General features: G+C 63.9%; 24 protein-coding genes, 1 tRNA gene and 1 pseudogene. 11 read left to right on the top strand and 15 right to left on the bottom strand.

Annotated elements, in window-relative coordinates:
* Position 1: 1 nt before the first annotated feature.
* From ACQR1E_RS30160 to ACQR1E_RS30145, 4 genes and pseudogenes are all read right to left on the bottom strand, one after another.
* Positions 2-496, bottom strand: coding sequence for a type II 3-dehydroquinate dehydratase (locus ACQR1E_RS30160; protein ID WP_315706506.1), 495 nt, complete (start codon positions 494-496; stop codon positions 2-4).
* Between the two features lie 28 nt (positions 497-524).
* A pseudogene (locus ACQR1E_RS30155) lies at positions 525-1,798 on the bottom strand (TRAP transporter large permease).
* Positions 1,799-1,853: 55 nt separating this feature from the next.
* Entirely contained in the window at positions 1,854-2,363 is a 510-nt protein-coding gene (locus tag ACQR1E_RS30150; RefSeq protein ID WP_315706507.1) for a TRAP transporter small permease, read from the bottom strand.
* 74 nt (positions 2,364-2,437) lie between these two features.
* Positions 2,438-3,457 (bottom strand): TRAP transporter substrate-binding protein, encoded by a 1,020-nt coding sequence (locus ACQR1E_RS30145; protein WP_315706508.1) that lies wholly within the window; start codon positions 3,455-3,457, stop codon positions 2,438-2,440.
* A 217-nt stretch (positions 3,458-3,674) separates the two neighbouring features.
* On the opposite strand from ACQR1E_RS30145, the gene ACQR1E_RS30140 reads away from it, so the two are divergent.
* Genes ACQR1E_RS30140 through ACQR1E_RS30130 form a run of 3 tightly spaced genes read left to right on the top strand, consistent with a single transcriptional unit; the run spans position 3,675 to position 5,819 of the window.
* Positions 3,675-4,334, top strand: a complete 660-nt coding sequence (locus ACQR1E_RS30140) for a GntR family transcriptional regulator (RefSeq protein ID WP_315706509.1) — start codon at positions 3,675-3,677, stop codon at positions 4,332-4,334.
* Entirely contained in the window at positions 4,331-4,903 is a 573-nt protein-coding gene (locus ACQR1E_RS30135) for a hypothetical protein (protein WP_315706510.1), read from the top strand. Before ACQR1E_RS30140 ends, ACQR1E_RS30135 begins: the two co-directional genes overlap by 4 nt.
* Entirely contained in the window at positions 4,878-5,819 is a 942-nt protein-coding gene (locus ACQR1E_RS30130; RefSeq protein ID WP_315706511.1) for an SMP-30/gluconolactonase/LRE family protein, read from the top strand. The genes ACQR1E_RS30135 and ACQR1E_RS30130 overlap by 26 nt, the downstream gene beginning before the upstream one ends.
* Before the next feature lie 27 nt (positions 5,820-5,846).
* Here the strand turns inward: ACQR1E_RS30130 and ACQR1E_RS30125 are convergent, their stop codons facing one another.
* A complete protein-coding gene (locus ACQR1E_RS30125) occupies positions 5,847-6,941 on the bottom strand; it encodes a hypothetical protein (RefSeq protein WP_315706512.1) in 1,095 nt (364 codons plus the stop codon).
* A 274-nt stretch (positions 6,942-7,215) separates the two neighbouring features.
* Here ACQR1E_RS30125 and ACQR1E_RS30120 point away from each other — a divergent pair, with 274 nt between their 5' ends.
* Positions 7,216-8,214 carry a LysR substrate-binding domain-containing protein gene (locus ACQR1E_RS30120; protein ID WP_315706513.1) on the top strand — a complete coding sequence of 333 codons (999 nt, stop codon included), beginning with the start codon at positions 7,216-7,218 and terminating at the stop codon, positions 8,212-8,214.
* A 27-nt stretch (positions 8,215-8,241) separates the two neighbouring features.
* Here ACQR1E_RS30120 and ACQR1E_RS30115 read toward each other — a convergent pair whose 3' ends face one another.
* Both ACQR1E_RS30115 and ACQR1E_RS30110 read right to left on the bottom strand, forming a co-directional pair.
* Positions 8,242-9,714: a carboxylesterase/lipase family protein gene (locus tag ACQR1E_RS30115; RefSeq protein ID WP_315706514.1), complete on the bottom strand. Its 1,473-nt coding sequence runs from the start codon at positions 9,712-9,714 to the stop codon at positions 8,242-8,244.
* Between the two features lie 105 nt (positions 9,715-9,819).
* Positions 9,820-11,127, bottom strand: a complete 1,308-nt coding sequence (locus ACQR1E_RS30110) for an MFS transporter (protein ID WP_315706515.1) — start codon at positions 11,125-11,127, stop codon at positions 9,820-9,822.
* A 274-nt stretch (positions 11,128-11,401) separates the two neighbouring features.
* Here ACQR1E_RS30110 and ACQR1E_RS30105 point away from each other — a divergent pair, with 274 nt between their 5' ends.
* Positions 11,402-11,599 (top strand): tetratricopeptide repeat protein, encoded by a 198-nt coding sequence (locus tag ACQR1E_RS30105; protein WP_315706516.1) that lies wholly within the window; start codon positions 11,402-11,404, stop codon positions 11,597-11,599.
* 94 nt (positions 11,600-11,693) lie between these two features.
* Here ACQR1E_RS30105 and ACQR1E_RS30100 read toward each other — a convergent pair whose 3' ends face one another.
* Both ACQR1E_RS30100 and ACQR1E_RS30095 read right to left on the bottom strand, forming a co-directional pair.
* Positions 11,694-11,963: a conjugal transfer protein TraD gene (locus tag ACQR1E_RS30100; RefSeq protein WP_315706517.1), complete on the bottom strand. Its 270-nt coding sequence runs from the start codon at positions 11,961-11,963 to the stop codon at positions 11,694-11,696.
* Between the two features lies 1 nt (position 11,964).
* The gene (locus ACQR1E_RS30095; RefSeq protein WP_315706518.1) at positions 11,965-12,291 is read right to left on the bottom strand and encodes a conjugal transfer protein TraD; all 327 of its coding nucleotides are present in this window, start codon (positions 12,289-12,291) and stop codon (positions 11,965-11,967) included.
* A gap of 169 nt (positions 12,292-12,460) precedes the next feature.
* Between ACQR1E_RS30095 and traA the strand changes: the two genes are divergently transcribed.
* Both traA and ACQR1E_RS30085 read left to right on the top strand, forming a co-directional pair.
* Positions 12,461-15,472, top strand: a complete 3,012-nt coding sequence (gene traA, locus ACQR1E_RS30090; protein ID WP_315714175.1) for a Ti-type conjugative transfer relaxase TraA — start codon at positions 12,461-12,463, stop codon at positions 15,470-15,472.
* A 102-nt stretch (positions 15,473-15,574) separates the two neighbouring features.
* Positions 15,575-15,850, top strand: a complete 276-nt coding sequence (locus tag ACQR1E_RS30085; RefSeq protein ID WP_315707353.1) for a helix-turn-helix transcriptional regulator — start codon at positions 15,575-15,577, stop codon at positions 15,848-15,850.
* 218 nt (positions 15,851-16,068) lie between these two features.
* Here ACQR1E_RS30085 and ACQR1E_RS30080 read toward each other — a convergent pair whose 3' ends face one another.
* Positions 16,069-16,332, bottom strand: coding sequence for a hypothetical protein (locus ACQR1E_RS30080; protein ID WP_315707331.1), 264 nt, complete (start codon positions 16,330-16,332; stop codon positions 16,069-16,071).
* Here ACQR1E_RS30080 and ACQR1E_RS30075 point away from each other — a divergent pair.
* Complete coding sequence (locus tag ACQR1E_RS30075; protein ID WP_315714387.1) at positions 16,277-17,947, top strand: recombinase family protein; 1,671 nt, start codon at positions 16,277-16,279, stop codon at positions 17,945-17,947. The genes ACQR1E_RS30080 and ACQR1E_RS30075 overlap by 56 nt on opposite strands.
* Here the strand turns inward: ACQR1E_RS30075 and ACQR1E_RS30070 are convergent.
* From ACQR1E_RS30070 to ACQR1E_RS30050, 5 genes are all read right to left on the bottom strand, one after another.
* Positions 17,904-17,980 (bottom strand) — tRNA-Met (locus ACQR1E_RS30070). The genes ACQR1E_RS30075 and ACQR1E_RS30070 overlap by 44 nt on opposite strands.
* A gap of 237 nt (positions 17,981-18,217) precedes the next feature.
* Positions 18,218-18,568 (bottom strand): hypothetical protein, encoded by a 351-nt coding sequence (locus ACQR1E_RS30065; RefSeq protein WP_316194262.1) that lies wholly within the window; start codon positions 18,566-18,568, stop codon positions 18,218-18,220.
* Between the two features lie 76 nt (positions 18,569-18,644).
* Positions 18,645-19,280: a class I SAM-dependent methyltransferase gene (locus tag ACQR1E_RS30060; RefSeq protein WP_316172598.1), complete on the bottom strand. Its 636-nt coding sequence runs from the start codon at positions 19,278-19,280 to the stop codon at positions 18,645-18,647.
* A 27-nt stretch (positions 19,281-19,307) separates the two neighbouring features.
* On the bottom strand, positions 19,308-20,504 hold the full coding sequence (mnmA, locus tag ACQR1E_RS30055; protein ID WP_315714172.1) for a tRNA 2-thiouridine(34) synthase MnmA: 1,197 nt from the start codon (positions 20,502-20,504) through the stop codon (positions 19,308-19,310).
* 142 nt (positions 20,505-20,646) lie between these two features.
* Entirely contained in the window at positions 20,647-20,874 is a 228-nt protein-coding gene (locus ACQR1E_RS30050) for a hypothetical protein (protein ID WP_316176096.1), read from the bottom strand.
* Here ACQR1E_RS30050 and ACQR1E_RS30045 point away from each other — a divergent pair.
* The 3 genes from ACQR1E_RS30045 to ACQR1E_RS30035 all read left to right on the top strand — a co-directional run bounded on the left by ACQR1E_RS30045 (position 20,861) and on the right by ACQR1E_RS30035 (position 23,701).
* The gene (locus ACQR1E_RS30045) at positions 20,861-22,465 is read left to right on the top strand and encodes a flagellar hook-length control protein FliK (RefSeq protein ID WP_434897927.1); all 1,605 of its coding nucleotides are present in this window, start codon (positions 20,861-20,863) and stop codon (positions 22,463-22,465) included. The genes ACQR1E_RS30050 and ACQR1E_RS30045 overlap by 14 nt on opposite strands.
* Positions 22,466-22,477: 12 nt before the next feature.
* The gene (locus ACQR1E_RS30040; protein WP_315750102.1) at positions 22,478-23,176 is read left to right on the top strand and encodes a flagellar hook assembly protein FlgD; all 699 of its coding nucleotides are present in this window, start codon (positions 22,478-22,480) and stop codon (positions 23,174-23,176) included.
* A gap of 249 nt (positions 23,177-23,425) precedes the next feature.
* Positions 23,426-23,701, top strand: coding sequence for a DUF1153 domain-containing protein (locus ACQR1E_RS30035; RefSeq protein ID WP_002714638.1), 276 nt, complete (start codon positions 23,426-23,428; stop codon positions 23,699-23,701).
* The last annotated feature ends 275 nt before the right edge of the window (positions 23,702-23,976 follow it).

Below are 23,976 nucleotides of genomic sequence, written 5' to 3'. Positions count from 1 at the left end.
ATTACATCTTGCCGGTTAGCGCAAGCCCGTGCAGGGCCGGCGGAATCGTTTCAGGCAATTGCCCGAGCCGCTGGACGACCGCCAGGATCGCAGCGAGATAGCCGTAAGCGCCAAGTCCGCAAATCACCGCTGTGCAGGCCCGCGAGGTGATCGAATGGCGGTGCAGCTCGTCCCGCGCATGGATGTTGGAGATGTGCAGCTCGATCTTCACCCCATCGAAGATGTTCAGCGCATCGATCAGCGCGACCGATGTGAAAGAATAGCCTGCCGGATTGATGATGATCGCATCCGCCTGGCCGTGAGCGGATTGGATCAGACCAACGAGCTCGCCTTCCATGTTCGACTGGTGGAACGAGACGGATACGCCGAGTTGGTCCGCGAGCGCGTGGCAGCTGTCCTCGATCTGCTTCAGCGTCGTCGAGCCGTAGATGTCGGGCTCCCGAATGCCGAGAAAATTGAGATTGGGTCCATTCAAGATCACGATCCGTGCGGCCATGTTCGACTCCTTTGCCAACGCAGCCCGATCAGCCGCCGAACCATCGCGCCGGCACCGTCACCAGGCCGGGAAACAGGACCATCGCGAACAGGACGATCAGCTGCGCGATCATGAAGGGCCAGACCCCCTTGATGATGTCTTCCATGCTGATCTTGGACACGCCGCAGACGACGTTAAGCACGATGCCGACCGGCGGCGTGATCAGGCCGATGGAGTTGTTGATGATGAACAGCACGCCGAAATAGACGGGGTCGATATTTGCCGCCTTGATGATTGGCATCAGGATCGGCGTCAGGATCAGGATGGTGGGCGTCATGTCGAGCGCCGTGCCCACGATCACGACGACCACCATGATCGCGAGCATCAGGATGGTGTTGTTGCTCATGAACGGCTTCAGGAGATCGACGACCTGGTTGGAGATCTCAGACACCGTGATCAGCCAGGACGACACCAAGGCCGCAGCGACCAGGAACATGACGACGCTCGTGGTCACGGCCGACGAGACCAGGACCGCGTAGATCTCGGACCATTTCAGCTCGCGATAGATGCACGTCGCGACGAACATCGAATAGACGGCGACGACGACGCCGGCCTCGGTTGGCGTGAAGATCCCGAAGCGCAGGCCGACGATGATGATGGCGGGGAGCATGAGTGCCCAGAAGCCGTCGGTGATCGCATGCCACACCTCGCGGCGCGCGGCGGCGGCGACAGGTTTTCCTTGCGCACCACCCAGTACCAGGCGGCGCAAAGGCCCAATCCCAGGAAAAGGCCGGGCACGATGCCGGCAAGGAACAGCTTCGAGATCGAGACGTTGGCGGCCACGCCGAAGATCACGAATCCGATGCTGGGCGGAATCACCGGGCCAATCACGCCGCCGGCCGCCACGAGACCCGCCGCATAGGTCTTCTTGTGTCCCGCCGCCACCATCATCGGCACCAGCAGCGCCGCCAGCGCGGCGGCGTCGGCCGCCGCCGACCCCGACAATGACGACAGGATGCAGGCGGCCAGGATCGTGACGTAGCCCAGGCCGCCCCGGAAATGCCCCACCGCCACGAGTGCGACATTGACGATGCGCTTGGCCAGTCCGCCCTTGTTCATGATCTCGCCCGCGAGCATGAAGAACGGGATGGCCATCAGCGGAAAACTGTCGGCGCCGTTGATGACGTTCTGGGCGACGATCTGGGGATCGAACATGTCAATGGTGCTCATCAGGGCGACGCCGCAGATGAGGAGCGCAAAGGCGATCGGCATGCCCAGCGCCATGGCGCCCAGCAGAGAGACGGTGAAGACGACGATCGTCATGGCATGATCCGGGTGACGCGGAGAGAGTGAGAGGGCGCGAAGACGATCGAGGCCATCACTGCTCCTCCGATTCCCTGACCGCCACCATGTCCTCCTCGCTCGCCTGCCCGCTGATCACCCGGTACAGGTCGTAGAGAAGGATAATTGCGGCCGACACACCGAAGATCACGCCGACGGCGTAGAAGATGGCCATCGACAGACCGGTCGCCGGCGCGCGGTCGTCGATGTTGATGAGGGTCTGACGCCAGCTGCCGGAGAGCAGCAGCCAATCGGCGAACAGCATCAGGCCGTAGTTGATGAGGAAGCAGATGCGCTTGCCGGAGGCCGGCAGCTTCCGCACCAGGCTGTCGACGCCGAGATGGGCGTGCTCGCGCAGCGCGACGATGGCTCCGAGGAAGGTCAGCCACACCAGCAGCCAGCGCGACAGCTCCTCGGACACCGTGATGCCGGAGTTGAAGCCATAGCGCAGCACTACGTTGCCGAAGACCAGCACCACCATGGCCGCGAGACACGCGGCAATGACGGCTTTCAGAAACGAGCAATAGAGGTCGAGAAACTGCGCCATGCGTCAGGTCCGAGCAGATGTGGGACGTGAGCCGGCATGGGCCGGCTCCGCCGCCTATCGTGATGGAGAGGCGATTACTTTACGTCCTTGCGGATGCGCTCGACTTCCTCGTTGAACAGCTTCACCGTCTCGGGCCGAAGATTGGCCGAGACCTTGTCCACGACCGGTTGAACCGCCTTGCGCATGCGCTCGGTCTCCTCGGGAGCGATCGCATTGTACTGCATGCCCTTGGCCTGCAATTCCGCCAGCGCCTTTTCGGTCTGGAGGCGCGTCTGCTCCTTCTGATAGTTGCGGCTTTCCTCATAGGCCTCGCGCATCAGGCGCTGCTCGGTCGGCGACAACTTGTCCCAGAACGTCTTGCTCACCAGGATGATGTTGAGGGTGAAGGTGTGGTTGGTGGCCGAGACGTACTTCTGCACCTCGTAGAACTTGTTGGAGAGGATGACGGTGTAGGGATTCTCCTGCCCGTCGACGGTGCGAGTCTCCAGCGCCGAATACAATTCGCCGAACGCCATCGGGACGGGATTGGCCTTGAAAGCGCTGAAACTCTCCAGATAGACCGGGTTCGGAATGACGCGCAGCTTCAGGCCGGCGAAGTCCTCGACCTTGGTGATCGGCCGGGTGCTGTTGGTGACGTTGCGGAAGCCAAGGCCCCAATAACCGAGGCCGATCAGGTTCTTCGACGGCAGGCCCTCAAGCATGGCCTTGCCGAATTTGCCGGTCGCGAGCGCATCGGCCTGCTCGGTCGTGTTGAACAGGAACGGGAAATCGATCAGGCCGAACTCGGGCACGACGGTCGCAAGCGACGTGGTCGAGGCCGACAGCATCTCCTGAGTGCCGCCGCGCAGCGCGGATTGCTGCTGCAATTCGTTGCCGAGCTGCGAGGCCGCGAACTCGCGGACCCTCATCTTACCCCCGCTCTTGGCCAGCAGGATCTCTCCGAACTTCTGCACGCCGAAGCTGACGGGGTGATCGGTGTTGTTCAGGTGCCCCCACCGGATCGTCCGCTCCTGAATGTCATCGGCGGCAGATGCGCCGACCGTCAGCGCCACCGAGATCGCGGCGGCAGACAGCGCCCGTGCGAACAAGCTCATCGTGTCCTCCCTGGTTTCTTCGGGGCACGCGGCGGGTTGAGCGCTTATTTTCCGTACCCTCTGTTTATCGAGAAAACACACATCAATATCGATGTCAAACGACAATCATAATTTCATATGAGATTTCAATGGACATCAGATGCCGCGACTCTGCTATAATGCCGGCGAGTGGCCCGCTCCCACAGGGCGGCGCTCCGGGCGAGCGGGATCAGAAGGCATGACGGATCTTGAGGAACGGCCGCTGTCGGCGGGCGACAGCGGCTATCGGCGCATCCGCTCCGACATCATTTTCGGCGTGCTCACGCCGTCGGGACGCCTCAGGCTCGAGGCGATGAAGGAGGATTACGGCGTCAGCATCTCGACCCTGCGCGAGATCCTCAATCGCCTGGCGTCCGAAGGCTTCGTGGTCGCCGAAGGGCAGCGTGGCTTCGAGGTGGCACCGGTCTCGCTCCAGAACCTGCGCGAGCTCGCCGAGCTGCGCATCCTGCTGGAGCATCACGCCATGGCCGAGTCGTTCCGCGCCGGAGACGTCGAGTGGGAAGGACGCGTGGTGTCAGCGCATCACAAGCTGGCCGCGACCGAGCGCACCATCCTGAAGGAGGGCGACGATCCCGAGTTGCGAAAGCGCTACGACGGCGAATTCCACCAGGCGCTGATCTCGCGTTGCGGGTCGCGCGAGCTGATGCATACGCATTCCATCGTGTTCGACAAATATTTCCGTTACGCACTGCGCTATCGCGGCAGCGAGACGATCAACCAGCACAAGGCGCTGCTGGAATGCGCCCTGAGGCGCGACATCGAGGGCGCAAGGACCGTCCTGAGCGAGCACATCAACAACTGTGTCGCGCATGCCCTGTCCTCCTGGACCGGCAATTGATCGCCCTCACCTTGCCGCCCCCCGGGTGGTCGACGCAGAGAACGATTCATGCGCGCCAACATTCCCTTCTCGACCGCCCGGCTCGACGGCCTGCTCGACGCGGCCGGCATCGACGTCCTGATCTGCACGTCGAAGCACAACATCAGTACCTTCTCGGCGGCTACTACCATTTCCAGTTCGACTTCATGGACGCGATCGGCATCAGCCGGCACCTGCCGATCCTCATCTATGTGAAGGGCGAGCCGGACAAGACGGTCTACACCGCCAACCGGAACGAGCGGGACAGCATCCCCAATAGGACGGACGCCGGATACTGGATGCCGCCGGCCGTGTTCGGATCGTCAACCTCGGTCGAGGCCATGACGCTCGCGCTCGGGCATGTCCGATCCGTCGCGACGCCGGGGCTTGCTGTCGGCGTGGAGTTGTCGTTCCTTCCGCCGACGCCGCGGACCTGCTGCGCAAGGAACTGCCGCTTCGTCCAGGCGATGCGCCCGCTGGAAAAGCTGAGATCGATAGCGCGCGCGGCTGGAACGGGATTCCGACATGACCATTCATTCGATCTCCGCTGATCGGGTCGAGATTGCGGTGGCCAACGCCGATCTCCTCGGCGAGACGCCATTATGGTGCGACCGGACCCGCAAGCTGTGGTGGATCGATATCGACGGCAGGCTGCATCAGTCGTTCGATCCGGAAACTGGCGCGCACCACGCTGTTTCCCATGAGTGTCAATTCCTTGGCAGCCAGGCGCTGACGGCGGACGGCTCGCATCTGCTCGCACGGGATCTGACTCTGTACCGTCGCGCGGCCGATCATCCGGAGCAGTTTGTCGAGGTCGAAAACGGCCTCGACAACCGCCTCAACGACGGCCGGGTTGATGCGCGCGGCCGCTTGTGGATCGGCACCATGGACAACCAGCTGCATCGCCCGAACGGCTCGCTCTATCGCGTGACCGGAGACGGCCAGGTGACGCGCATCTTCGGCGACGTCATCGTGACCAATGGGATCGCGTTCGCGCCGGACAACCGCACGCTCTATTTCACCGATACGCGGCGATACTGCACCTGGTCGTTCGACTTCGATCTCGACGACGGTATCATCAGCAACCGGCGCCTGTTTGCAGATTATAGCACGTCGAAGGAAAGACCGGACGGCGCCTGCGTCGATGCCGCAGGCGGGTTATGGACAGCCTTCTTCTCGGGCGGCCGCGTCGTACGCTACCGCCCGAACGGGCAGATCGACACCATCGTCCCATTGCCGGTGACGAACCCGACCTGCGTGTGCTTTGGAGGCAGCGACCTCAAAACGCTGTTCATCACGACGGCCAGAAAATTCCTGGATCCGAAGCAGTTGAGTGCCGAACCCATGGCGGGACATCTGCTTGCTGTCCGCGGCCTCGCACAAGGCCTCTCCGAACATCGTTTCCCATCGGGCGGTGCTGTGCGACGCCAAAAAGCTGACGACGGTCGCATCAGGCGCGGCAGGTAAACCGCTCTCCCCCGTTTTGTCGACGCACTAGAACTTCACGCTGATGCCGCTGGACAGACTCGATTCGGTGCAGGTGTTGTTGCTCACCCCTGGCGATCTCGTGCAGAGCTTGCTGACATTGTGATCGAGACCGTATTTGTTCTGCCAGTAGCGATAGGCCACCCAGACATCGAGATAGTGCGAGAATTTCGGGCCCCACATCGCTTTGGAGGCATCGAAGGTAAGGCGGATCGGCTCGGAGTTGAGTGAGACTTTGGTCATGGAGTTGGCCGGCGCCGCGACGGGCAGCGGATTATAGGGAAGTGGGCTGTTCTCGGGGCCGAGCGCGCCGAGCAACTGGGCGCGGCCGCTGATGGATAAATAGCGCATGCTCTCGGGTAAGAAGCCGAGGTCCATGTAGTAGTTCGTTTCAATCGCCCAGGTCGGCTGATACCGCCGGTTGCCGTCGGGCAGACAGCTCACGCCGGGCCCCGGAGGGGCAAAGCCACCACCGCACTGCAGGAATCCCATGTGTGCCATGTAGATCCATGTCGCGAGCGGCGCGACGTTGACGTAACCCTTGTAGGGAAGATCGAACTGGAACTGCAGGCCGGCCGATACGGCCTGCGCAGCGGCGGCGCGATAGTAGTTCGACGTGCTCAGGTCCAAACCGACCTCGAAGGAGATGTTGCGGAGCGGGCCGACCGTGAACGCCTTGGTATCGAAGATTTCATTCCAGCCAAATGTCGAACGGCTCTGACCGGTGAAAAAGATTGCACCCGCGCAATTGGCCGGTGTTGCAACACCGGTGCCCGGATTGACCACGACGCCCGCGTTCGTGCAGGGGCTGGCGGGATCGTTATGGTCCGCCTTGAACATCGAAATGTTCAGGAAGTTCGTACCGTACTGCCAGATGTCGAAATGCGTGAACGAGTAGACCTGCATCGCGGTCGTGCTGTTGAGCGACCCGTCCGGATTCCTGGAGAACACGCCGGGGTCCGTCGCCTTGGGGATATAGGAGAAGGTGAGGCGATCATCGATCAGCGAAAAGAATGGCTGACCGGAGGCCGCTGGCTTTGCCTTGACCGGCAAATCCTCCGCGACAGCTGCCGCGCTTGCGCACGACGCAAAAGCCAGTGCCATGAGTAATGGCTGAATATGATGCCTCAAGTCCCCCTCCAATGTCCTCTAAGCCCAGGTCCAAGACATCAGACGCTGTCGTGGTCCGGCGTGTTGTCCCTCGAACCGCCCCGTTCAGTTCGGTGAAACAGCATAGGCAGTGGACGCGGGACAAAAAGTCCGGCAATCGGTACAGTCACGTTCCAGGATTGGAACGACGACCTGCTTGCTGGAGTGCCGCTTTCGATCGTCTCATCGAATCCGGACTTCTGTCTGAGATCTCCGCAGAGGATTACTCATGGGAACGGTCGATGACCTGACACTTCTCGTCGAAATCATCGAGGCCGGCAGCCTGTCGGCGGCGAGCCGCAAGACAGGCATTCCGAAGTCGAGCTTGAGCAGACGGATCGGCGACCTCGAAAGTCAGCTCGGCGTGCATCTCGTTCATCGCGGCCCGCGCAACTTCGCGGCGACTGAAATCGGCCTCTCTATCTACGAGCGGAGCCAGAAGATCAGGGAAGAGCTGGTTGCGATCAAGGCGCTTGCGGAGGACCGCACGAACCGCCCCTCGGGCATGCTGCGCATCTCCTGCCCGGCCGTCCTCTCCGAGATTCTGGTCGCCGATTTTGCCATCCAGTTTGCCGAGACCTATCCGGATGTGCGCCTGACCTTGGACAACACCAAAGGGACGTTCGACCCGAAGATCGATCACTACGACCTCGCAATCCATCCTGTGCGCGAAGATCTGGCGGATTCCGAATTGATCTGCCAGAAGCTCGCGACAGCGCCTTACCGCTTAGTCGCAGCGCCCGCCCTGATGGCGCGCCTCGGCCCGCGCACGACCCCCGCAGACCTCGAAGGCCTCCCGGGCGTCGGATGGGGCGCCGACGGCTTCATGGCGCGCTGGCGTCTGTTAGGCGCAAGCGACGCGACGACGGAGATCAACGTCAAGCTCAACTTTTCAGCCAACAACCTCAACATCATTCGCCAGGCTGCGCTACGCGGCCTCGGTCTCGCGCGACTGCCGATGCCGATGTGCGACGCCGACCTGCTCGATGGCCGGCTCGTTCTGCCGCTTCCCGACTGGGCGCCGCCACCGGTGACGTTCTATGCGCTCTATCCTTCGCGCCGATCCCTGACGGTCGCCGGCCGTTTGTTCCTCGCCGGTCTCGCCAAATTTCTTCAGGACAGGCTGCGCTCGTCCGATAGTCCGCAGCCATCGGGTCCGGCGTCCGCCGTGAGGCGCAAATCCCAACGCGCCGTGAAGAAGCGCAGGCCCAGACCGGCCAGGCGTTGAGAGAACTCCCGGCCGTTCCTGCTCGAGTCAGGCGATGTATCGCGATGCCGTGATGCGGCGATCAAAATGCAGGACCGCCTGATCCGCCGCGTGGGCGGGCCATTCCGGGAGACCGCGCGCGTTCGGGTCTCCCGCTGCCGCGAACGCGGCGATCGAGCCTCTGAAGAGGCGGCTCAGGTCCTGCACTTCGCGCCGGTCCGCGCCTTTGACCATGGCAGCCGACTGCCAGATGTTGAAGTTGCCAAACAGGAAGGGAAGATCGATGCAATGGCAGGCTCCCAGGCCCGGAACGGGCGCCTGCCAGTCGAACAGATAGGTGAAGGCCTTTCGACCGAGGCTGGACTGCGTGGCGGCGATCTCCAGGCTCTGCTTTGTGAACATCCGTTCGCTGTAGAAGTCGCCCAGGAGCATGCGAGGTGTCGCAGGCACGCGCGAGGAACGCAGCCGTGCCAGCGTCGCACTTGCGTCGTCGTCCCCCTGGGATCGGATCACGTCCTCGAGCGCATCATCGGACAGTTCGTCGAGCGACGGATTCGAGATCGAGAACGCGGCATACTCCTCGCGCGTCAAGCCGATCATCATGTCGCACCACCGTGCGCCGCCGCTTCGAATTGACTCGATGGGATCGCGGTGCACGAGGGCATCATCCAGAACCGGCATGAAGGGAGGCGTGATATCTCCCGGGGTCGCCGGCGGCCGCCTTTGCAGCATGCGCAAGCCCTCGAGGGCGCGACCAATCGGGATCGTTCGGAGTTTGTCGACCTCGTCAGCGGCGATGCCGAGAACATCGAGGATTGCATTGGCGACCGGTCGCGACTGTTCGACGGTACGCAGCTTGACGCCGACCGGCGCGCTCATCAGGATCGCCCGGTTGAACAGCCCCGATCCAGCTTCGATGCCGGCAAGGGCCGCGATGCTGAATGCGCCCGCCGATTGGCCGATCACCGTGATCCGCTGCGGATCTCCGCCGAACACGCTGATGGCTTGTGCTATCCAGCGCAACGCTGCGACCTGGTCGTGCAGGCCGAGGTTCAGACCGCCGAGGCCGGGATGCGGGAAGAAGCCGAGAATGCCGAGCCGATAGCTGACGTTGACAACGACGAGGCCATTGTCCTTCGCGAGGATGCCTCCGTCGTAGCAAGGCAGCGATCCGCCTCCGGTCATGAAGGCGCCGCCATGAATGAACACCAGGACCGGAGCGCGGTCGCCTGCCGCATGACCGGTCCAGACGTCCAGATGGAGACAATCCTCGCTTTGCTCGACGTCGTAGGTCCCCATCACCACGTCGAGACGCGACGGATTCTGCGGAGGAATCGGCCCGGCCGCGACGGCGTCGCGAACACCGCCCCATCGCGGCGGCACTGACGGCATCTCAAAGCGCAATGGGCCGACGGGGGCTTCCGCATACGGAACTCTCCGAAACGCGGTCACTCCTTCTGATCGCGCGCCGCGCAGCCGACCAAACGGCGTTTCCAGCTCAACATGCTCCACAGCGGTCATTCCTATTCCGACAAGGCACTTCCCGGCCCCACGGCTTAAGCTCTCTCACCAAATGCAGCCAGCGTCCGAAAATGGCGAGCAGCGTTCCAGATTTGAAACGCCGCATCATGACCGCTCCGTCGTCCGCAAGTGCGGAAGCAGAGCGAAGATCGCAAGCAATGCGGGAAGCGTGGCCGCGAGCAAGATCGCTTTCGGCGCAACACCCTTCGAAACGAGGAGACCTGCGAACGCGGGCCCAACGATCGAGCCGATGCGGCCGGCGGCAGCGGAGAAGCCGACACCGTGGGTGCGAAGCGCTTCGGGATAGATCGCGACAGCGAGAGCGGACTGCCCCACGCTGCAGGAGATCAGACCTGCACCGGTTCCGGCAATCAGCAGCCAGACACCGAGCGGGACCACGTCGTGCGCCGCAAGCCCCGCCGCAGACATGACCCCAAGGGTCACGGCCGACACCAGGATACGCGCAATCGGAAGCCTGCTCACGAGGAGCATCACGAGGACGTTGGCGACCAGGCCGCCGGCGCTGAAGAAGCTGATGCCAAGCTGCGAATATTCGGTCGAGAATCCGAGCTTGACGAGCAGCGCCGGCAGCCAGAACACCAGTGCGTAGCCGTCAGCGAAGATCAGAAAGGAGAATATCCAAAGGCTGACGGTCCGGCTCGCAACGCCAGTGGCGAGCAGATCTCCGATCAGCTTCAAACCGCCCAGGTGCAGGTCGCGTTGATTGGTCGACAACGGATCGCGCGCGGCGGTCAGCCTGGGTAACCAAAACAGCAGAACGAGGGAGAGTCCGAGCGGCAGGGCACCGCCGATGATGAAGATGGACTGCCAACCCAAACGCGCGGTCAGGACTGCACCGAGCACACCGCCCAGGATGCCGCCGGCGGCGAGCCCGGTCCCGACGATGACGGCAGCCGTCTCCTTCAGCCTTGGCGGACATTGCGACGTCGCAATGGCAATCGCCGACGGCAACGCTGCACCGAGCCCAATAGCCGTGATCAGGCGCAGCGCTGCAAGCTGCTCCACGGAACCCGCAAGCGGCGTTGCCAGCGAGAGAACGCCAAACGCCGCCACGCTTGCGATCAGGACAGGACGCGCCTGCCAACGGCTGACCAGCGGGCCGGACGCCAGGTATCCGAGCACGGCGCCGACGCTCGTCAGCACGAACGCAGGTGTGAGCGACGCCGGCGAGACCATGAAGTGGGCTGCGATGACGGGAGCCGCCACGCCGATCGAACTGGTATCAAGCCCGTCGAGCAGGACCGCTGCGAAGCTGAGCGCGATCGCGATCCAGGCTGATCTCGATACACGTTCAGCGGACGTGCTCCCAAGGCGCGTGCTGGTGTCGTTGACGCCGGAGTCGCATTCTTCGCCTTCGCTTCCTAGCGGACTTGCTTGCGCTACGCCCTTCACCCTTTTGCCTCCACACCAATCCCGTTGGGGAAAACTCAAGGGGTTTCCAAACTAGCTGTCCAGCTCCAGGAATGGGATGCTCGGTTCTATAATTGAGACGCGAGCTGTTACGCGCAGCCCGTGATCCTCACTTGGCTTGAAGACATGTTCAAGCATGGCGACGTTGCTGGTGACGAGGTCGTTGCCAATCAGACCGTCGTGGCCCTGATGCAGCCTGAGCAACGATGCGCCGACCACCGTCGCGGCGCAGACCGCGGCCTCGGGGCGACCGCACATGAATCTGGCGGCGGCCTACCAGCAGTTGGGCCGGACCGAGGAGGCGAAGGCGGCCATGCAGGAGGGCCTGAGGTTGCGGCCTGGCACGACGGCCCTCAACGTTGCACCGCCGATGAAGAACACCAGCCCGGTCTTCGTCCAGGCCGCCGATCGGATGATCAAGCTGATGATCGCCGCCGGCTTGCCGGAGCGCTAAGCGGCATTGCTGCCATGCCTCTCGCCGGCTCAAGCTCACACCGCACAGCCGCCAATTGCGCGTCAAGGACACTGGCGATTGGGCAGGCAGAGTTTCAGCTCTTGCTTGGTGTTGAGCCATTTTGATCGTTCTTGTCTGGTGTCGCCGCTTCCGCCTCAAACACCCGCTTCCCCTCTGCCATCCATAGCGCTCGCGCCCGTTCGCGCTGATCACTTTGGAGTTTGTCAGCAACCCAGAGCAGCGCGCCATAGATGATGGCGCGATCATCGCCGGTTTGCTCCACGACACCGGCTTTGACGACGAGGCCACCGAGTTCGATGAGATGGCGGGTGCGCTTTCGGCGCGTGATCTGCCAAGAGCGCATGTCACGCCGTGCCCTTGCGGCTTGTTGCCGGTTGCGCGCCGCTCGGTTGCGTCGAAACCACATTAGCGTCGCGGTCAGTTGCTGGCGCATTCCGCATCGACCGTCCTTGAAAGAACGAGACGCCGCGCTTGGCCCATGCCTCCCTCTTTCCGGCCTCCTTGGTCTCGACCAGCACGATCAGCGCACCAGCGAGTTCGTCTGCGCTAAGCGCGTCAGCTCCCGTGGCAATGACGAGCTCGCCTAGCTGCCGCACCTTGCGGGTTTTAAGCTCGTGCGCTTTGTCGTCGAGTGCCTTCAGGTCCGCATCAAAGTCCCTTGGTTTGCGCATTGTCGTCTCCCTACGTCGGCGGAGAAATGATAACTCGGCTAGCGGCGCCTTGCCGTAAGGTCGTCAGGACGAGCTGAGATGGGATAATCCCTCCCGAGATTTTTTCGAGGGAGGGCGCGCTTATACGTCGTGCCGACGTACGCTTCGCTGTGTAGATGCTCTGCTCGCGATGGCGATCTATCATCTTCACGTCAAGGTCATTGGCCGGAAGGCCGGGAGCAGCGCGGTGGCATCGGCGGCCTACCGCTCGGGCTCGCGGCTGCGCGACGAGCGGTTGGGCCGTGAGCAGGATTTTTCGGCCAAGCGCGGCGTCGTCCATTCCGAGGTGATGCTGCCGGAGAATGCGCCGGAGGCGTGGAGTGACCGCGAGCGGCTCTGGAACGATGTCGAAGCATTCGAAGTCCGCAAGGACGCCCAGCTGGCCCGGGAGATCGAGTTCGCCCTTCCGCGAGAACTGACTGAGGCGCAGGGCATTGAGCTGGCTCGGGACTTCGTTCAGAGCGAGTTCGTCCGTCGCGGCATGATCGCCGATCTTAATGTGCATTGGGACAGGGCCGAAGACGGCCTGCCCAAGCCGCACGCCCATGTCATGCTGACAATGCGCTCGGTCGATCAGAACGGCTTTGGTCAGAAGGTGAGAGAGTGGAACCGCACGGAGATGGTCGAGCGCTGGCGCGAACGCTGGGCGGAGATTGCCAACGAGCGGCTGGCCGAGCTCGACATCGACGCGCGGATTGATCACCGCAGCCTGGAAGCCCAGGGCATTGCGCTCGAGCCGCAAAGCCAGATCGGCGCACCGGCCAAGCGCATTGAGGGGCGGAGAGGCGGAGGCGAGGGCGCTGAGGCTGACCGGGCCGAGATGCACCGCGAGATCGCGCGAAACAACGGCAGGAGGATCATCGCCGATCCCTCCCTTGGACTGGACGCGATCACCCAACAGCAATCGACCTTCACACGCCGTGACCTCGCAAAGTTTGCGCATCGGCACAGTGACGGGCTCGACCAGTTCAATGAAGTGCTGGGCGCAATGCAGGGAGCGCCAGATCTAGTCGACCTCGGCAAGGACGCTCGCGGCGAGGATCGGTTCACCACCCGCGGAATGATCGAAGCAGAACGGCGCCTGCACCGGGCCGCTGAGCTGATGGCAGAACGGGAGCGCCACCAGGTGCGCGACGAGGATCGCCAGGCCGCTTTGGCGCGTGCGGAAGCACGCGGCCTGGTGCTGTCATCCGAGCAGGTTGACGCCTTGGCGCACGTCACGGATGGACGCGGTCTCAGCGTCGTGGTCGGCCATGCCGGGACAGGAAAGAGCGCGCTGCTGGGGGTGGCGCGGGAGGCGTGGGAAGCAGCCGGCTTCGAGGTCCGGGGCGTGGCGCTGTCCGGCATTGCAGCAGAAAACCTCGAAGGCGGGTCGGGCATTGCGTCGCGCACGATTGCCAGTCTGGAGCATGGCTGGGAGCAGGGCCGTGATCTACTCAAATCGAGCGAGGTGCTCGTCATCGACGAGGCGGGCATGGTCGGCACGCGCCAGCTCGAGCGCGTGATGTCTCGTGCTGCCGAGGCGGGCGCCAAGGTCGTGCTGGTCGGCGATCCGCAGCAGCTGCAGGCCATCGAGGCGGGCGCAGCTTTCCGGTCGATCCATGAGCGTCACGGCGGGGCGGAGATCGGCGAAATACGCCGTCAGCGCGAAGACTGGCAGCGCGACGCCACGCGCAATCTGGCGACCGGCAAGGTCGGCCATGCGCTAGAAGCCTATCGGGCCAACGGCATGGTGCATGAGGCGATGACCCGCGAGCAGGCGCGGGGCGATCTGATCGCGCGCTGGGACCGCGACCGGCAGGTATCGCCGGACCGGAGCCGGATCATCCTGACCCATACCAATGACGAGGTGCGCGCGCTGAACGAGGCGGCGCGCGGACGGATGCGGGCCGCCGGCGCTCTGGGCAATGAGGTGGGTGTAACGGTCGAGCGCGGCGCGAGAAGCTTCGCCGGCGGAGACCGCATCATGTTCCTGCGGAACGAGCGTGGGCTTGGTGTCAAGAACGGCACACTCGGGACCATTGAACTGGTCAGCGCGCAATCCATGACCGTGCAGATCGACGATGGCCGGTCCGTGCGCTTTGACCTCAAGGATTACAACCGGATCGACCACGGTTATGCCGCGACGATCCACAAGGCGCAGGGTATGACGGTCGACCGGGTCCATGTACTGGCAACGCCCGGCATGGACGCCCACAGCAGCTATGTCGCACTGTCGCGGCATCGCGACAGCGTGGACCTGCATTATGGCCGCAACGATTTTACCGATGCGGATCGGCTCAACCGTGCTCTGTCGCGCGACCGGTCGAAGGACATGGCCTTGGATTACGACCGTGCCGATCCCGTCCAGAGCTACGCCGAGCGGCGCGGGATCACGTTCCGCGAGCGCGTGGCCGAGATCGTGCGCAAGGCCGTGCCAGAGACGCTGCGCGGCATGTTCGACGGCCTTAGCGTTTCTGGAGAGGTGCTCGACCGGGATGGCGGACGACGGCCCGAGCGGGGATCCCCCGAAAAAGAAAACAGCGGCACGGCAGCCGACCGGCGCGAAGCCGAAGTGCCGGCAAGGACCGTGGCGCAAGATCCCGAAGCGGAAGCCCGTCGTGTGCGGACCCGAGCGCTGGTGCGCCATGCTCGCGCCGTGGATGCGATCTTCGCAGCGCATGAGATGGGCGGCAGAGCGAGCCCCGAACAGGTCAAAGAGCTACAGACCGCCCGCCAGGCCTTCGAAAAGGTGCGCCCCTATGGCTCCCACGACGCTGAGGCCGCCTACAAGAAGAACCCCGAGCTGGCCCGCGAGGCCGCTGGCGGACGCCTCAACCGCGCCATCCGCGCGCTCCAGCTCGAGACTGAACTGCGCACCGATCCGAGCCGCCGCGCCGATCGCTTCGTAGAGCGCTGGCAGAAGCTCGAGCACACCAGTCAGCGACAATATCAGGCCGGGGACATGTCCGGTTACAAGGCCACGCGGTCCGCGATGGGCGACATGGCGAAAAGTCTCGAACGCGACCCGCAATTGGAATCCATTCTCGCCGGTCGCAAGAACGATCTCGGCATTGCATTCGAATCAGGCCGCCGGCTCGGCCAGGATCTGGCCTTCGTCCATGGCATCGATCTCGGCAGAGGCCGAAGCCTTGGAATTTGACCCATCCCGTTTGCCGCCGGCTCTACGCCACGCTTGGCAACGCGCGAACTCTTATTGTCCGCCTGCATCTGTTTGGCCTCTCTGGTCTCACAACACCTCAGAATCGACCAGCGAAGGGCATCACGGCCATGCGCGAACCAGATCATCAGGTTGAAGACCATCCTCACCAGGACCGGGCTGTCCCGGTCCACAATCTACCGCAAGATCGCCGAGGGCACGTTCCCGGCCCAGCTCAAAATCAGCAGCAACGGTTCGGGCTGGCATGAATCCGATATAAACCGATGGATCGCAGATCCAGCCGGATGGCGTGCGGAAGGTCGATTCGAGGAAGCCGCGGTGAGCTCGATTTCCGATCCTTCAACCGGCCGCAGAACGTAAAGACTCGTGCTCTCGTATCCTCACTTCATACACCGCCCACTTTCGATCCCGGACCCTTTCCTTCGCCAGCGCATCCTAAACGGCGAGCGCGTCTCCGATCCTCTTCCGTTTCCGGACACCCCTCTTTTGACTGTGCCGACGGCAGGCACAGTGCCCAAGGTCAAAGCGATCCGCATCCAAACGACGTTTCTGTTCTCGATTCTATCCAATGCTACGCTTCATCGTTCCCCGATCTCGCCTCGGCTCTCCCCGCGCAGCATCCTGTTGAGATGGCGCGACAAAAGACCGGACAGGGATCGCATCGGGCAACAGGCTGTGTTGCCGAAACTGACAATGCCCTGGCCAAATTCGTTGAAGCGCTTGCGATTGCCGATGCGAGGCGCGATCATCTGCGGGAAAGAGAGCCGCTGACAAAATGCCATCTTGATGCGGTCAACTCTCGGTGCCGCAGCAATGGTGTTCATGATGAAGCGCGCAGCCATTTACGCCAGATTCTCGACCGAGCTCCAAAGCGAAAGATCGACTGAAGATCAGATCGCTTTGTGTCGGACCTATGCGGCGCGTCATCAGCTCTCAGTCGTCGCTACGTTCGAGGACAAGGCCCGGTCTGGGGCCTCGGTTTTTGGACGCGATGGCTTGATGCAGCTGATGGATGCTGCACGCCTGCACACATTCGATGTCGTAGTCGTGGAGGCGTTGGATCGGCTCTCGCGCGACATGGAGGATCTCGCCGGAATTCACAAGAGGCTGTCCTTTCAGGGGATCCAGATCCAAGCGGTGCATGACGGCACGGCAGACTCCATCCTGATAGGGATTCGCGGTCTCGTCGGACAGATGCAACGCGAGGATGGCGCGAAGAAAGTCCGGCGCGGTATGGCCGGCGTGATACGCGATGGCCGCCACGCTGGCGGGCGCGCCTATGGCTATCGTGCGGTCGCCGGCAAACCCGGCGAGCTCGAAATCGTCGAGCAGGAGGCCGCCGTCGTTCGGCGCATCTTCGCCGCTTATGCCGACGGACGAACACCTCGCGACATTGCGCGGGATCTCAATCGCGAGGAAATTCGTCCGCCGCGAGGCCCGCGGTGGAATGCATCGACGATCAACGGCAACGCGCAGCGCGGGAACGGCCTCATTTTCAATGAGCTGTATGCGGGTCGCATCGTCTGGAACAAGGTCCGGATGGTCAAAGATCCCGACACCGGAAAGCGGCTGTCTCGGCCCAATCCGCCGGACGAGTGGCAGCGCATCGAAGCCCCCCATTTGCGGATCGTCGAACAGTCCATTTGGGAACAGGCTCATCTGTTGAAGTCGCAGAAGAGCCGTCTCGCCAGCCACGTCAAGCGCCGAACGCCACATCTGCTTTCCGGACTTCTTCGCTGCGGTTGCTGCGGATCCGGCCTGTCGGTGCATGACCGGGACAAAACGGGCAAGACCCGCGTCCGCTGCTCGGCCGTGCGCGAAAGCGGCAGCTGTTCGAACCGCAGAATCTTGTACCTTCGCGACGTCGAAAATCTGGTCCTCAGCGGCATGGCCGAAGAACTGAAGGATCCTCGGCTGATCGAGACCTATGTGCGCAACTATAATCGTGAACGAGAGCGCCTTGCCGGAGACGCCGCCGCAACACGCACGCGCCTGGAGGCGAAGCGCGATCGGATCGAGGGCGAGCGGCAGCGCAACATCGATCTTGTCGTCCGATACGTCATTTCGGAGGACGACGCTCGGCAACGCATCGCCGAGCTCAAAGAGGAGCGAGAGCGGGTAGAGGCGGAACTGGCCGCGCTCGAGGAAGCGCCTGTTCCGGTTGCCCTTCACCCGGCAACCTTGGACCGATATGTCGCAACCGTCGATGCGCTAGCGGAAACCTTGGCGGACCACGCCATTGCCGAGGACGACCGAGGCACGCTCATCGACGATTTCCGGGCTCTCGTGCACAGCGTCACGATTTACCCGAAGGGACCCAGGGAAGGATTTGAGATCGAAGTGAAGGGAAAGCTAGCTGCTTTACTCGGGAAAGGAGTGTTCCCAGACGGCAGCTACAATAGTGGGTCACGCGTGGTAGCGGGGGAGGGACTCGAACCCCCGACCCCAGGATTATGATTCCCGTGCTCTAACCAGCTGAGCTACCCCGCCACGATGTTCGATCAAGGCAAGACCGGTCGAAGCGGGCGCCGGGCCTTGTGAACGGGCGGCATATAAGGAGGCGTCTCCGCCCCTGTCAAGCAAAGCTCGCGGGCAGCAGCGGTTTTCGCACCAGGGGATTTCCGGACGACTCTCCAAGGCCTTGCGCATGTATCCGCCGGTCGTCGAGGGCCACAGGCCGACATGTGCGCCAGGAGCGACGGCTAGGCAATGCAGTTCACAAGAGGCTCATTTCGGCTGCACGTTCGGATTGCCGCCGGGGCTGCCGGGCGGCGGGATCACCGGCGTCGTGCCGCCCTCCGGGGTCGGCGCGTGCATCTCCGGATCGACCCCGCTCGGCGGACACAACACACCGTTGGTCTTCGCCAGCTTGTCGCCGAGCGGCTCGCCGGCACTGCCGGTGGTGATGCCGTCGGGCGTCGCCGTCGCGCGGGCATTCGGCGCACAGGCGGCATTCGCGTCGGGGGCCGGCGCCGTCGCCTGCGGAGGTGTGGCCGCCGTCGGCGGCGCCTGGGCGTGGGCCGCAGCCGCGGCCGAGACCAGTGCGAAGGAGAGGAACAAGGATTGCCTGATGCTCATGGCGGGGCAACGCAAACCCCGCGTTCGCGTTCCGCGCGGATGGCGTGGCAAAGCGCACGGCCAGAGGATCTGGCGGTCAGCCCTTGCGGTAGCGAATGAGCGAGAAGTGTCCGAGCGGTGGCATCGGCCGGCGCTCGGCCAGCGTGACGCCGCCATGCTTTGCGGCCCAGTTCACCAGTCGGGCCCAGGGGAACTCCGGCCGCCAGCCGAGCCGGCGCGCGATCGGCGCGAAGGCGAGCTCGAAGATGCGGCGCGGGCCGCTCTCGGCGCCGATATGGTTGACCAGGATCAGCTCGCCGCCCGGCTTCAGCACGCGGATGAAATCATCGAGCGTCGCTTCGGGATCCGGCACCGCGGTGATGACGTATTGCGCGACCACCGCGTCGAAGAAATTGTCGGGAAACGCGAGATGCTTCGCGTCCATCACCGCGAGCGTCTCGACGTTGAAGAGCTTCAGCTCGCGCACGCGGGCCTGCGCCCGCCGCAGCATCGGCTCGGAGATATCGACGCCGCAGATCTTCGTGGTCCGGGCATAGTCCGACAAGGACAGACCGGTGCCGACGCCGACGTCGAGAATGCGGCCGCCGATGCGATCGGCTTCCGCGATGGTCGATTGGCGGCCCTGATCGAAGACCTTGCCGAACACCAGATCGTAGATCGGCGCCCAGCGCTCATAGGCCTTTTCGACCCCCGCGCGGTCGATGTCCCCCATGCCCCTGCCCCGAATGATGGATGCTGATCAGCCGCGGACCGGCTCGGCCACGCGCTGCGGCCTGATCACGTTGCCGCCCAAGCTGCTGCTTTCCGCAACAGCGCTCTGGATGAAGCCGCCACCGAGCACGCGGGCGCGGCCGGACGCGGCATCGTAGAACACGCAGGCCTGGCCCGGCGAGACGCCCTCTTCGCCGGCGACCAGCTCGACCTCGTAACGGCCGTCCGCACCGCGCAGCCAAGCCGGCTGCGGCGGCCGCGTCGAGCGCACCCGCACGAACAATTCGAGGCCCTCGCGCGCGGCGGCGTCGAGCGCGCCGTCACCGATCCAGTTGACCTCGCGCAGCGTGATGCGATGCGTGCGCAGCGCCTCGCGCGGGCCGACCACGACGCGGCGGGTGGCGACGTCCAGCTTGACGACGTAGAGCGGCGCGCCGGCAGCGATGCCGAGGCCCTTGCGCTGACCGATCGTGTAGTTCGCGATGCCCTGATGCACGCCGAGAACGCGGCCATTGAGATCGACGATCTCGCCCGGCTCCATCGCGTTCGGGCGCAGCTTGCCGATGATGTCGGTGTAGCGGCCGGTCGGCACGAAGCAGATGTCCTGACTGTCGTGCTTGTCGGCGACCTCCAGTCCGAAGCGGCGCGCGAGCTCGCGCACCTCCGGCTTGGTCATGTCGCCGAGCGGAAAGCGCAGATAATCGAGCTGCTCGCGCGTGGTCGCGAACAGGAAGTAGCTCTGGTCGCGATCGCTGTCCGCCGCGCAAGTGAGCGCGCGCGATCCGTCCGCCAGCCGCCGCGAGGCCACGTAGTGGCCGGTGGCGAGCACGGAGGCGCCGAGCTCGCGCGCGGTCTTCAGGAGATCGCCGAACTTGATGGCGCGGTTGCACTCGATGCACGGCACCGGCGTTTCGCCCGAAGCGTAGCTGGCGGCGAAATTGTCGATCACCGACTCGCGGAAGCGGTCTTCGTAGTCCAGCACGTAATGCGGGATGCCGAGGCGCTCGGCGACGTTGCGGGCATCGTGGATGTCCTGGCCGGCGCAGCACGCGCCCTTGCGGTGCGTCGCCGCGCCGTGATCGTAGAGCTGCAGGGTGATGCCGACGACGTCGTAGCCTTCCGACTTCAGCAGCGCGGCCGTCACCGAGGAGTCCACGCCGCCGGACATGGCGACGACGACCCTGGTGTCTTCAGGACGGCCTTCGAGATCGAGACTGTTGAGCATGATCCGGTCACTGCGATCGCGGCGTCAGGCAACGGGTTCCCGGCGCGGGAACGCCTCGCATGCGCCGTCTTTGCGGATGGCTTGCTTCGGGCGATCTCCGGACAGGATGTCCTGATCGGAAACAACACGAAAGCATCTGTCTCTAATATAGGCGCACTTCCTGCGAAGCAATTGCGCCGGTCGCAGATGCCGGCGGCAAATCTTGCCGGCCGGGCAGAAATGGCGAGGACGCGGCGGGGGATCCGCGCCGCGATCGATTCCATAAGAAATTGAATTTATTGACTATTTTCAGTTGCGCCGGCTTGGCCCGCTCCTTGCTGAACTGCTTGGTCGAGTTCATCGCGAGAGGGTCCAAGGTGTTCAGCGTCACGTCAGACATCCAGGCAGGCACGGTTCTCAAGACCACGGCGCCGAGACAGTCCCGTCAGGACGCTCCGCAGCCGTCCGACAGCTTCTCGGCGCTGGTCGACGCCGCGACTCCGGATCCGTCGACAGCGTCGCCGCCCACCTCCGCGTCGCCGTCACCGCGCGCCGGCAGCGCTTCCACCCCGAGCCGCGAGCCGGCGCGGGCCGGCGACGCCGATCGCACCACCCAGGCCAAGTCGCAGGACAAGCCGGCGGACAAGGCCGACGGCAGCACTGCGGGCGCCGACGCCAGCGGTCCCGATACCACGGCTGACGCGACCACCGGCACGCCGACCAAGACCGATGCGGCCGGGACCGCCGACGGAAAGACCAGCGACGGCAAGACGGGCGACAAGAAGGACGGCGATCAGGCCAGCACGGATGCGAGCGCTGCGACGACCGCTATAGCCGAGCAGACCGTGGCCGTGCCGACGCCGGTCGCCGTCGTCATCCAGCCCGACATCACCCTCACCAACCCCGCCACCGGCGATGGCACGGCGGGCGGCGACGGCAAAACCAATGCGCCCGGCGCGACCGCGCCCGTCGGAGCGGCCGGTGTTGGCCCGCAGGGCTCGGTCGATGCCGCGGCAGGTCTGCTGGCGGCCGCAGCCAAATCCACCGGGGCGGCCAAGGATGCCGACGGCGCCGGATCAACCGCGACGACGCCCGAGACGGCAGCGGCGACCTCCGGCGACGCTGCCGCATCTGCCGATCAGACCTTCACCGCCGCGCTCGATGCGGCCGTTCCCGGCAGCACCAAGACGACGGGCAAGCCGGGCACCCAGACCAAGACGGGGCTCGCCGACGGCGCAGCCGGCAAGGTCACCGAACCGGGCAATGGCAACGTCCAGTCCACTCAGCAGCCGGGCCAGGGCGCGCTCGCGCAACAGCCCGCTGTTGCAGCCAAGCCGGACTCCGTCGAGGCCGGCGACGGGAAGGCGAACGGCAATTTGCAGGCACCGGCCTCACATGATCGCAACGCCGCGCCGACGACCAGCCAGACCAACGCGCCGGCGCCCGATCCGAGCGCACAGGCCACGGCCGCCGCGCAGCCCCAGCTGTCCACGCCGGCCGCATCGACCAGCCAGATCACCGCGGCCAACCTGACCGCGACCGCCGCCACGGCGGCCGCTGTGCCGCTTCATGGGCTTGCCGTCGAGATCGCAGCCTCGGCGCTCAACGGCAAGAGCCGCTTCGAGATCCGACTGGATCCGGCCGAGCTCGGCCGCATCGACGTCCGCATCGACGTCGACCGCAATGGCCAGGTGACCTCGCATCTGCGGGTCGAGAAGCCGGAGACGCTGGCGATGCTGCAGCAGACGGCGCCGCAGCTCCAGCAGGCGCTGCAGGACGCCGGCCTCAAGAGCAACAACAGCGGATTGCAGTTCTCGCTGCGCGACCAGAACTCGTCCGGCCAGAATGGCGGCGATTATCAACAGAATGGCAACGCACAACGCCTGATCGTGACCGAGGACGAAAACGTCCCGGTCCAGCTCGCCGGACGGTCCTATGGACGGATGTTCGGCGCGCAAGGCGGCGTGGATATCAGGGTTTAACAGGAGGCTTCCATGGCAATCGGCGACGCGATCACGTCAAGCCCGCCAGTCTCGGGCACGACCAACACCAATTCGTCAACCGGCAACAACAGCCTCGGCTCGAGCACAGGCTCGACGATTGCCGGCAATTTCCAGACCTTCCTGACGCTGCTGACGACGCAGTTGCAGAACCAGAATCCGTTGGATCCGCTGGACACCAATCAGTTCACCCAGCAGCTCGTGCAGTTTGCCGGCGTCGAGCAGCAGCTCAAGACCAACGACCAGCTCGCATCGCTGCTCACGATGCAGCAGGCGACGCAGGCGACCCAGGCGCTGGCCTTCGTCGGCAAGACCGCCGTGGTCAGCGGCTCCACGACGACCATGGCCAGCGGAAAGGCGAGTTGGGACCTCAGCATCCCCAAGGACTGCAACCTCACCGTCAACATCACCAACAGCGTTGGCCAGACCGTCTTCACCGGCAAATATACCGCCAGCGCCGGCAACAATCAGACCTACAACTGGAACGGCCAGGGCAATGACGGCACCCAATGGCCGGACGGGCAGTACAAGATCACGACGGTCGCGACCGATGTGACCAATGGCAGTCCGGTGGCGATCTCGACCCAGGTCCAGGGCACCGTGTCCTCGGTCGACCTGACCCAGCAGCCGCCGTTGCTGACGATCGGCGGCCAGACCTACACGGTGAACCAGATCCAGCGGATCGTGAGCTAGCTCCCACCCCATCTGAACCGATCCCGGCTGGACTTGAACAAGCTCAGCCGCCGCGGCGACCTGTCAGCGTAAGCGCCGGAAATTCTTAACCAATCATTCACCACGATTCCGCTCCCGGGGCGCAGCGCCACCGGAAGTGGCGGCGTTCGCGCGCAACGCCGGATTCGCGCCCTCGGCTTAGGCAAATTTTAAGCGAGGCGGCGTAGGGTCTTACCGTGAGTTCAGTGGTTAAGAGTTTGTGAGTACGCCATGACAGAACCCCATCGCCCGAGGGTGAAATACGTCATCGGGCCTGACGGCAGCCCACTCACCATCGCGGATTTGCCTGCGCCAGGCACCAAGAGGTGGGTCATTCGCCGAAAGGCTGAAGTCGTTGCCGCCGTTCGCGGCGGCTTGCTGTCCCTCGAGGAAGCGTGCAGCCGCTACACCCTGACCGTCGACGAATTCCTGTCGTGGCAGTTCTCGATCGACCAGCACGGTCTCGCCGGCCTGCGCACCACCCGAATTCAGCAATATCGCCAATAGATCGTTGCCGACGCGACGGGATTTCTTCGAAAATCGGCTTGGCCCTGCCAAGCCGATTTTTTGCATGTCTACACTTTGTTAGGACCCTTTAACCACCGTTAACCATATCGAAACCTTCCCATAGGCAATAATTGCCCAGTGGTTCGATTCAACCTCCGCGCCCCGTCCCGCGAACGGCGGGGCAGCGGCCGACATCGGATCGCCACCTGGAATGCGGGTGCTGGTGAAGGTTAAGGATTGAATTTCGCGATCGATGCAACCGGCCGTAAAGGCCC

This window comes from Bradyrhizobium sp. HKCCYLRH1030, from assembly GCF_051168395.1.
Classification (GTDB): domain Bacteria; phylum Pseudomonadota; class Alphaproteobacteria; order Rhizobiales; family Xanthobacteraceae; genus Bradyrhizobium.
The sequence above is the reverse complement of the archived record's forward strand: the minus strand, read 5'-3'. Positions and strand labels throughout refer to the sequence as shown.

What these genes read in the sequence shown, in the direction of transcription:
- ACQR1E_RS30115 (WP_315706514.1), bottom strand. Translation starts at nt 9,714, where the DNA reads ATGACCGCTGTGGAGCATGTTGAGCTGGAAACGCCGTTTGGTCGGCTG.
- ACQR1E_RS30060 (WP_316172598.1), bottom strand. Translation starts at nt 19,280, where the DNA reads ATGGGGGACATCGACCGCGCGGGGGTCGAAAAGGCCTATGAGCGCTGG.
- mnmA (WP_315714172.1), bottom strand. Translation starts at nt 20,504, where the DNA reads ATGCTCAACAGTCTCGATCTCGAAGGCCGTCCTGAAGACACCAGGGTC.
- ACQR1E_RS30120 (WP_315706513.1), top strand. Translation starts at nt 7,216, where the DNA reads ATGGGAACGGTCGATGACCTGACACTTCTCGTCGAAATCATCGAGGCC.
- ACQR1E_RS30145 (WP_315706508.1), bottom strand. Translation starts at nt 3,457, where the DNA reads ATGAGCTTGTTCGCACGGGCGCTGTCTGCCGCCGCGATCTCGGTGGCG.
- ACQR1E_RS30075 (WP_315714387.1), top strand. Translation starts at nt 16,277, where the DNA reads ATGCGGTCAACTCTCGGTGCCGCAGCAATGGTGTTCATGATGAAGCGC.
- ACQR1E_RS30080 (WP_315707331.1), bottom strand. Translation starts at nt 16,332, where the DNA reads ATGGCTGCGCGCTTCATCATGAACACCATTGCTGCGGCACCGAGAGTT.
- ACQR1E_RS30140 (WP_315706509.1), top strand. Translation starts at nt 3,675, where the DNA reads ATGACGGATCTTGAGGAACGGCCGCTGTCGGCGGGCGACAGCGGCTAT.
- ACQR1E_RS30160 (WP_315706506.1), bottom strand. Translation starts at nt 496, where the DNA reads ATGGCCGCACGGATCGTGATCTTGAATGGACCCAATCTCAATTTTCTC.
- ACQR1E_RS30040 (WP_315750102.1), top strand. Translation starts at nt 22,478, where the DNA reads ATGGCAATCGGCGACGCGATCACGTCAAGCCCGCCAGTCTCGGGCACG.
- ACQR1E_RS30150 (WP_315706507.1), bottom strand. Translation starts at nt 2,363, where the DNA reads ATGGCGCAGTTTCTCGACCTCTATTGCTCGTTTCTGAAAGCCGTCATT.
- ACQR1E_RS30105 (WP_315706516.1), top strand. Translation starts at nt 11,402, where the DNA reads ATGAATCTGGCGGCGGCCTACCAGCAGTTGGGCCGGACCGAGGAGGCG.
- ACQR1E_RS30125 (WP_315706512.1), bottom strand. Translation starts at nt 6,941, where the DNA reads ATGGCACTGGCTTTTGCGTCGTGCGCAAGCGCGGCAGCTGTCGCGGAG.
- ACQR1E_RS30035 (WP_002714638.1), top strand. Translation starts at nt 23,426, where the DNA reads ATGACAGAACCCCATCGCCCGAGGGTGAAATACGTCATCGGGCCTGAC.
- ACQR1E_RS30065 (WP_316194262.1), bottom strand. Translation starts at nt 18,568, where the DNA reads ATGAGCATCAGGCAATCCTTGTTCCTCTCCTTCGCACTGGTCTCGGCC.
- ACQR1E_RS30130 (WP_315706511.1), top strand. Translation starts at nt 4,878, where the DNA reads ATGACCATTCATTCGATCTCCGCTGATCGGGTCGAGATTGCGGTGGCC.
- traA (WP_315714175.1), top strand. Translation starts at nt 12,461, where the DNA reads ATGGCGATCTATCATCTTCACGTCAAGGTCATTGGCCGGAAGGCCGGG.
- ACQR1E_RS30100 (WP_315706517.1), bottom strand. Translation starts at nt 11,963, where the DNA reads ATGCGCTCTTGGCAGATCACGCGCCGAAAGCGCACCCGCCATCTCATC.
- ACQR1E_RS30095 (WP_315706518.1), bottom strand. Translation starts at nt 12,291, where the DNA reads ATGCGCAAACCAAGGGACTTTGATGCGGACCTGAAGGCACTCGACGAC.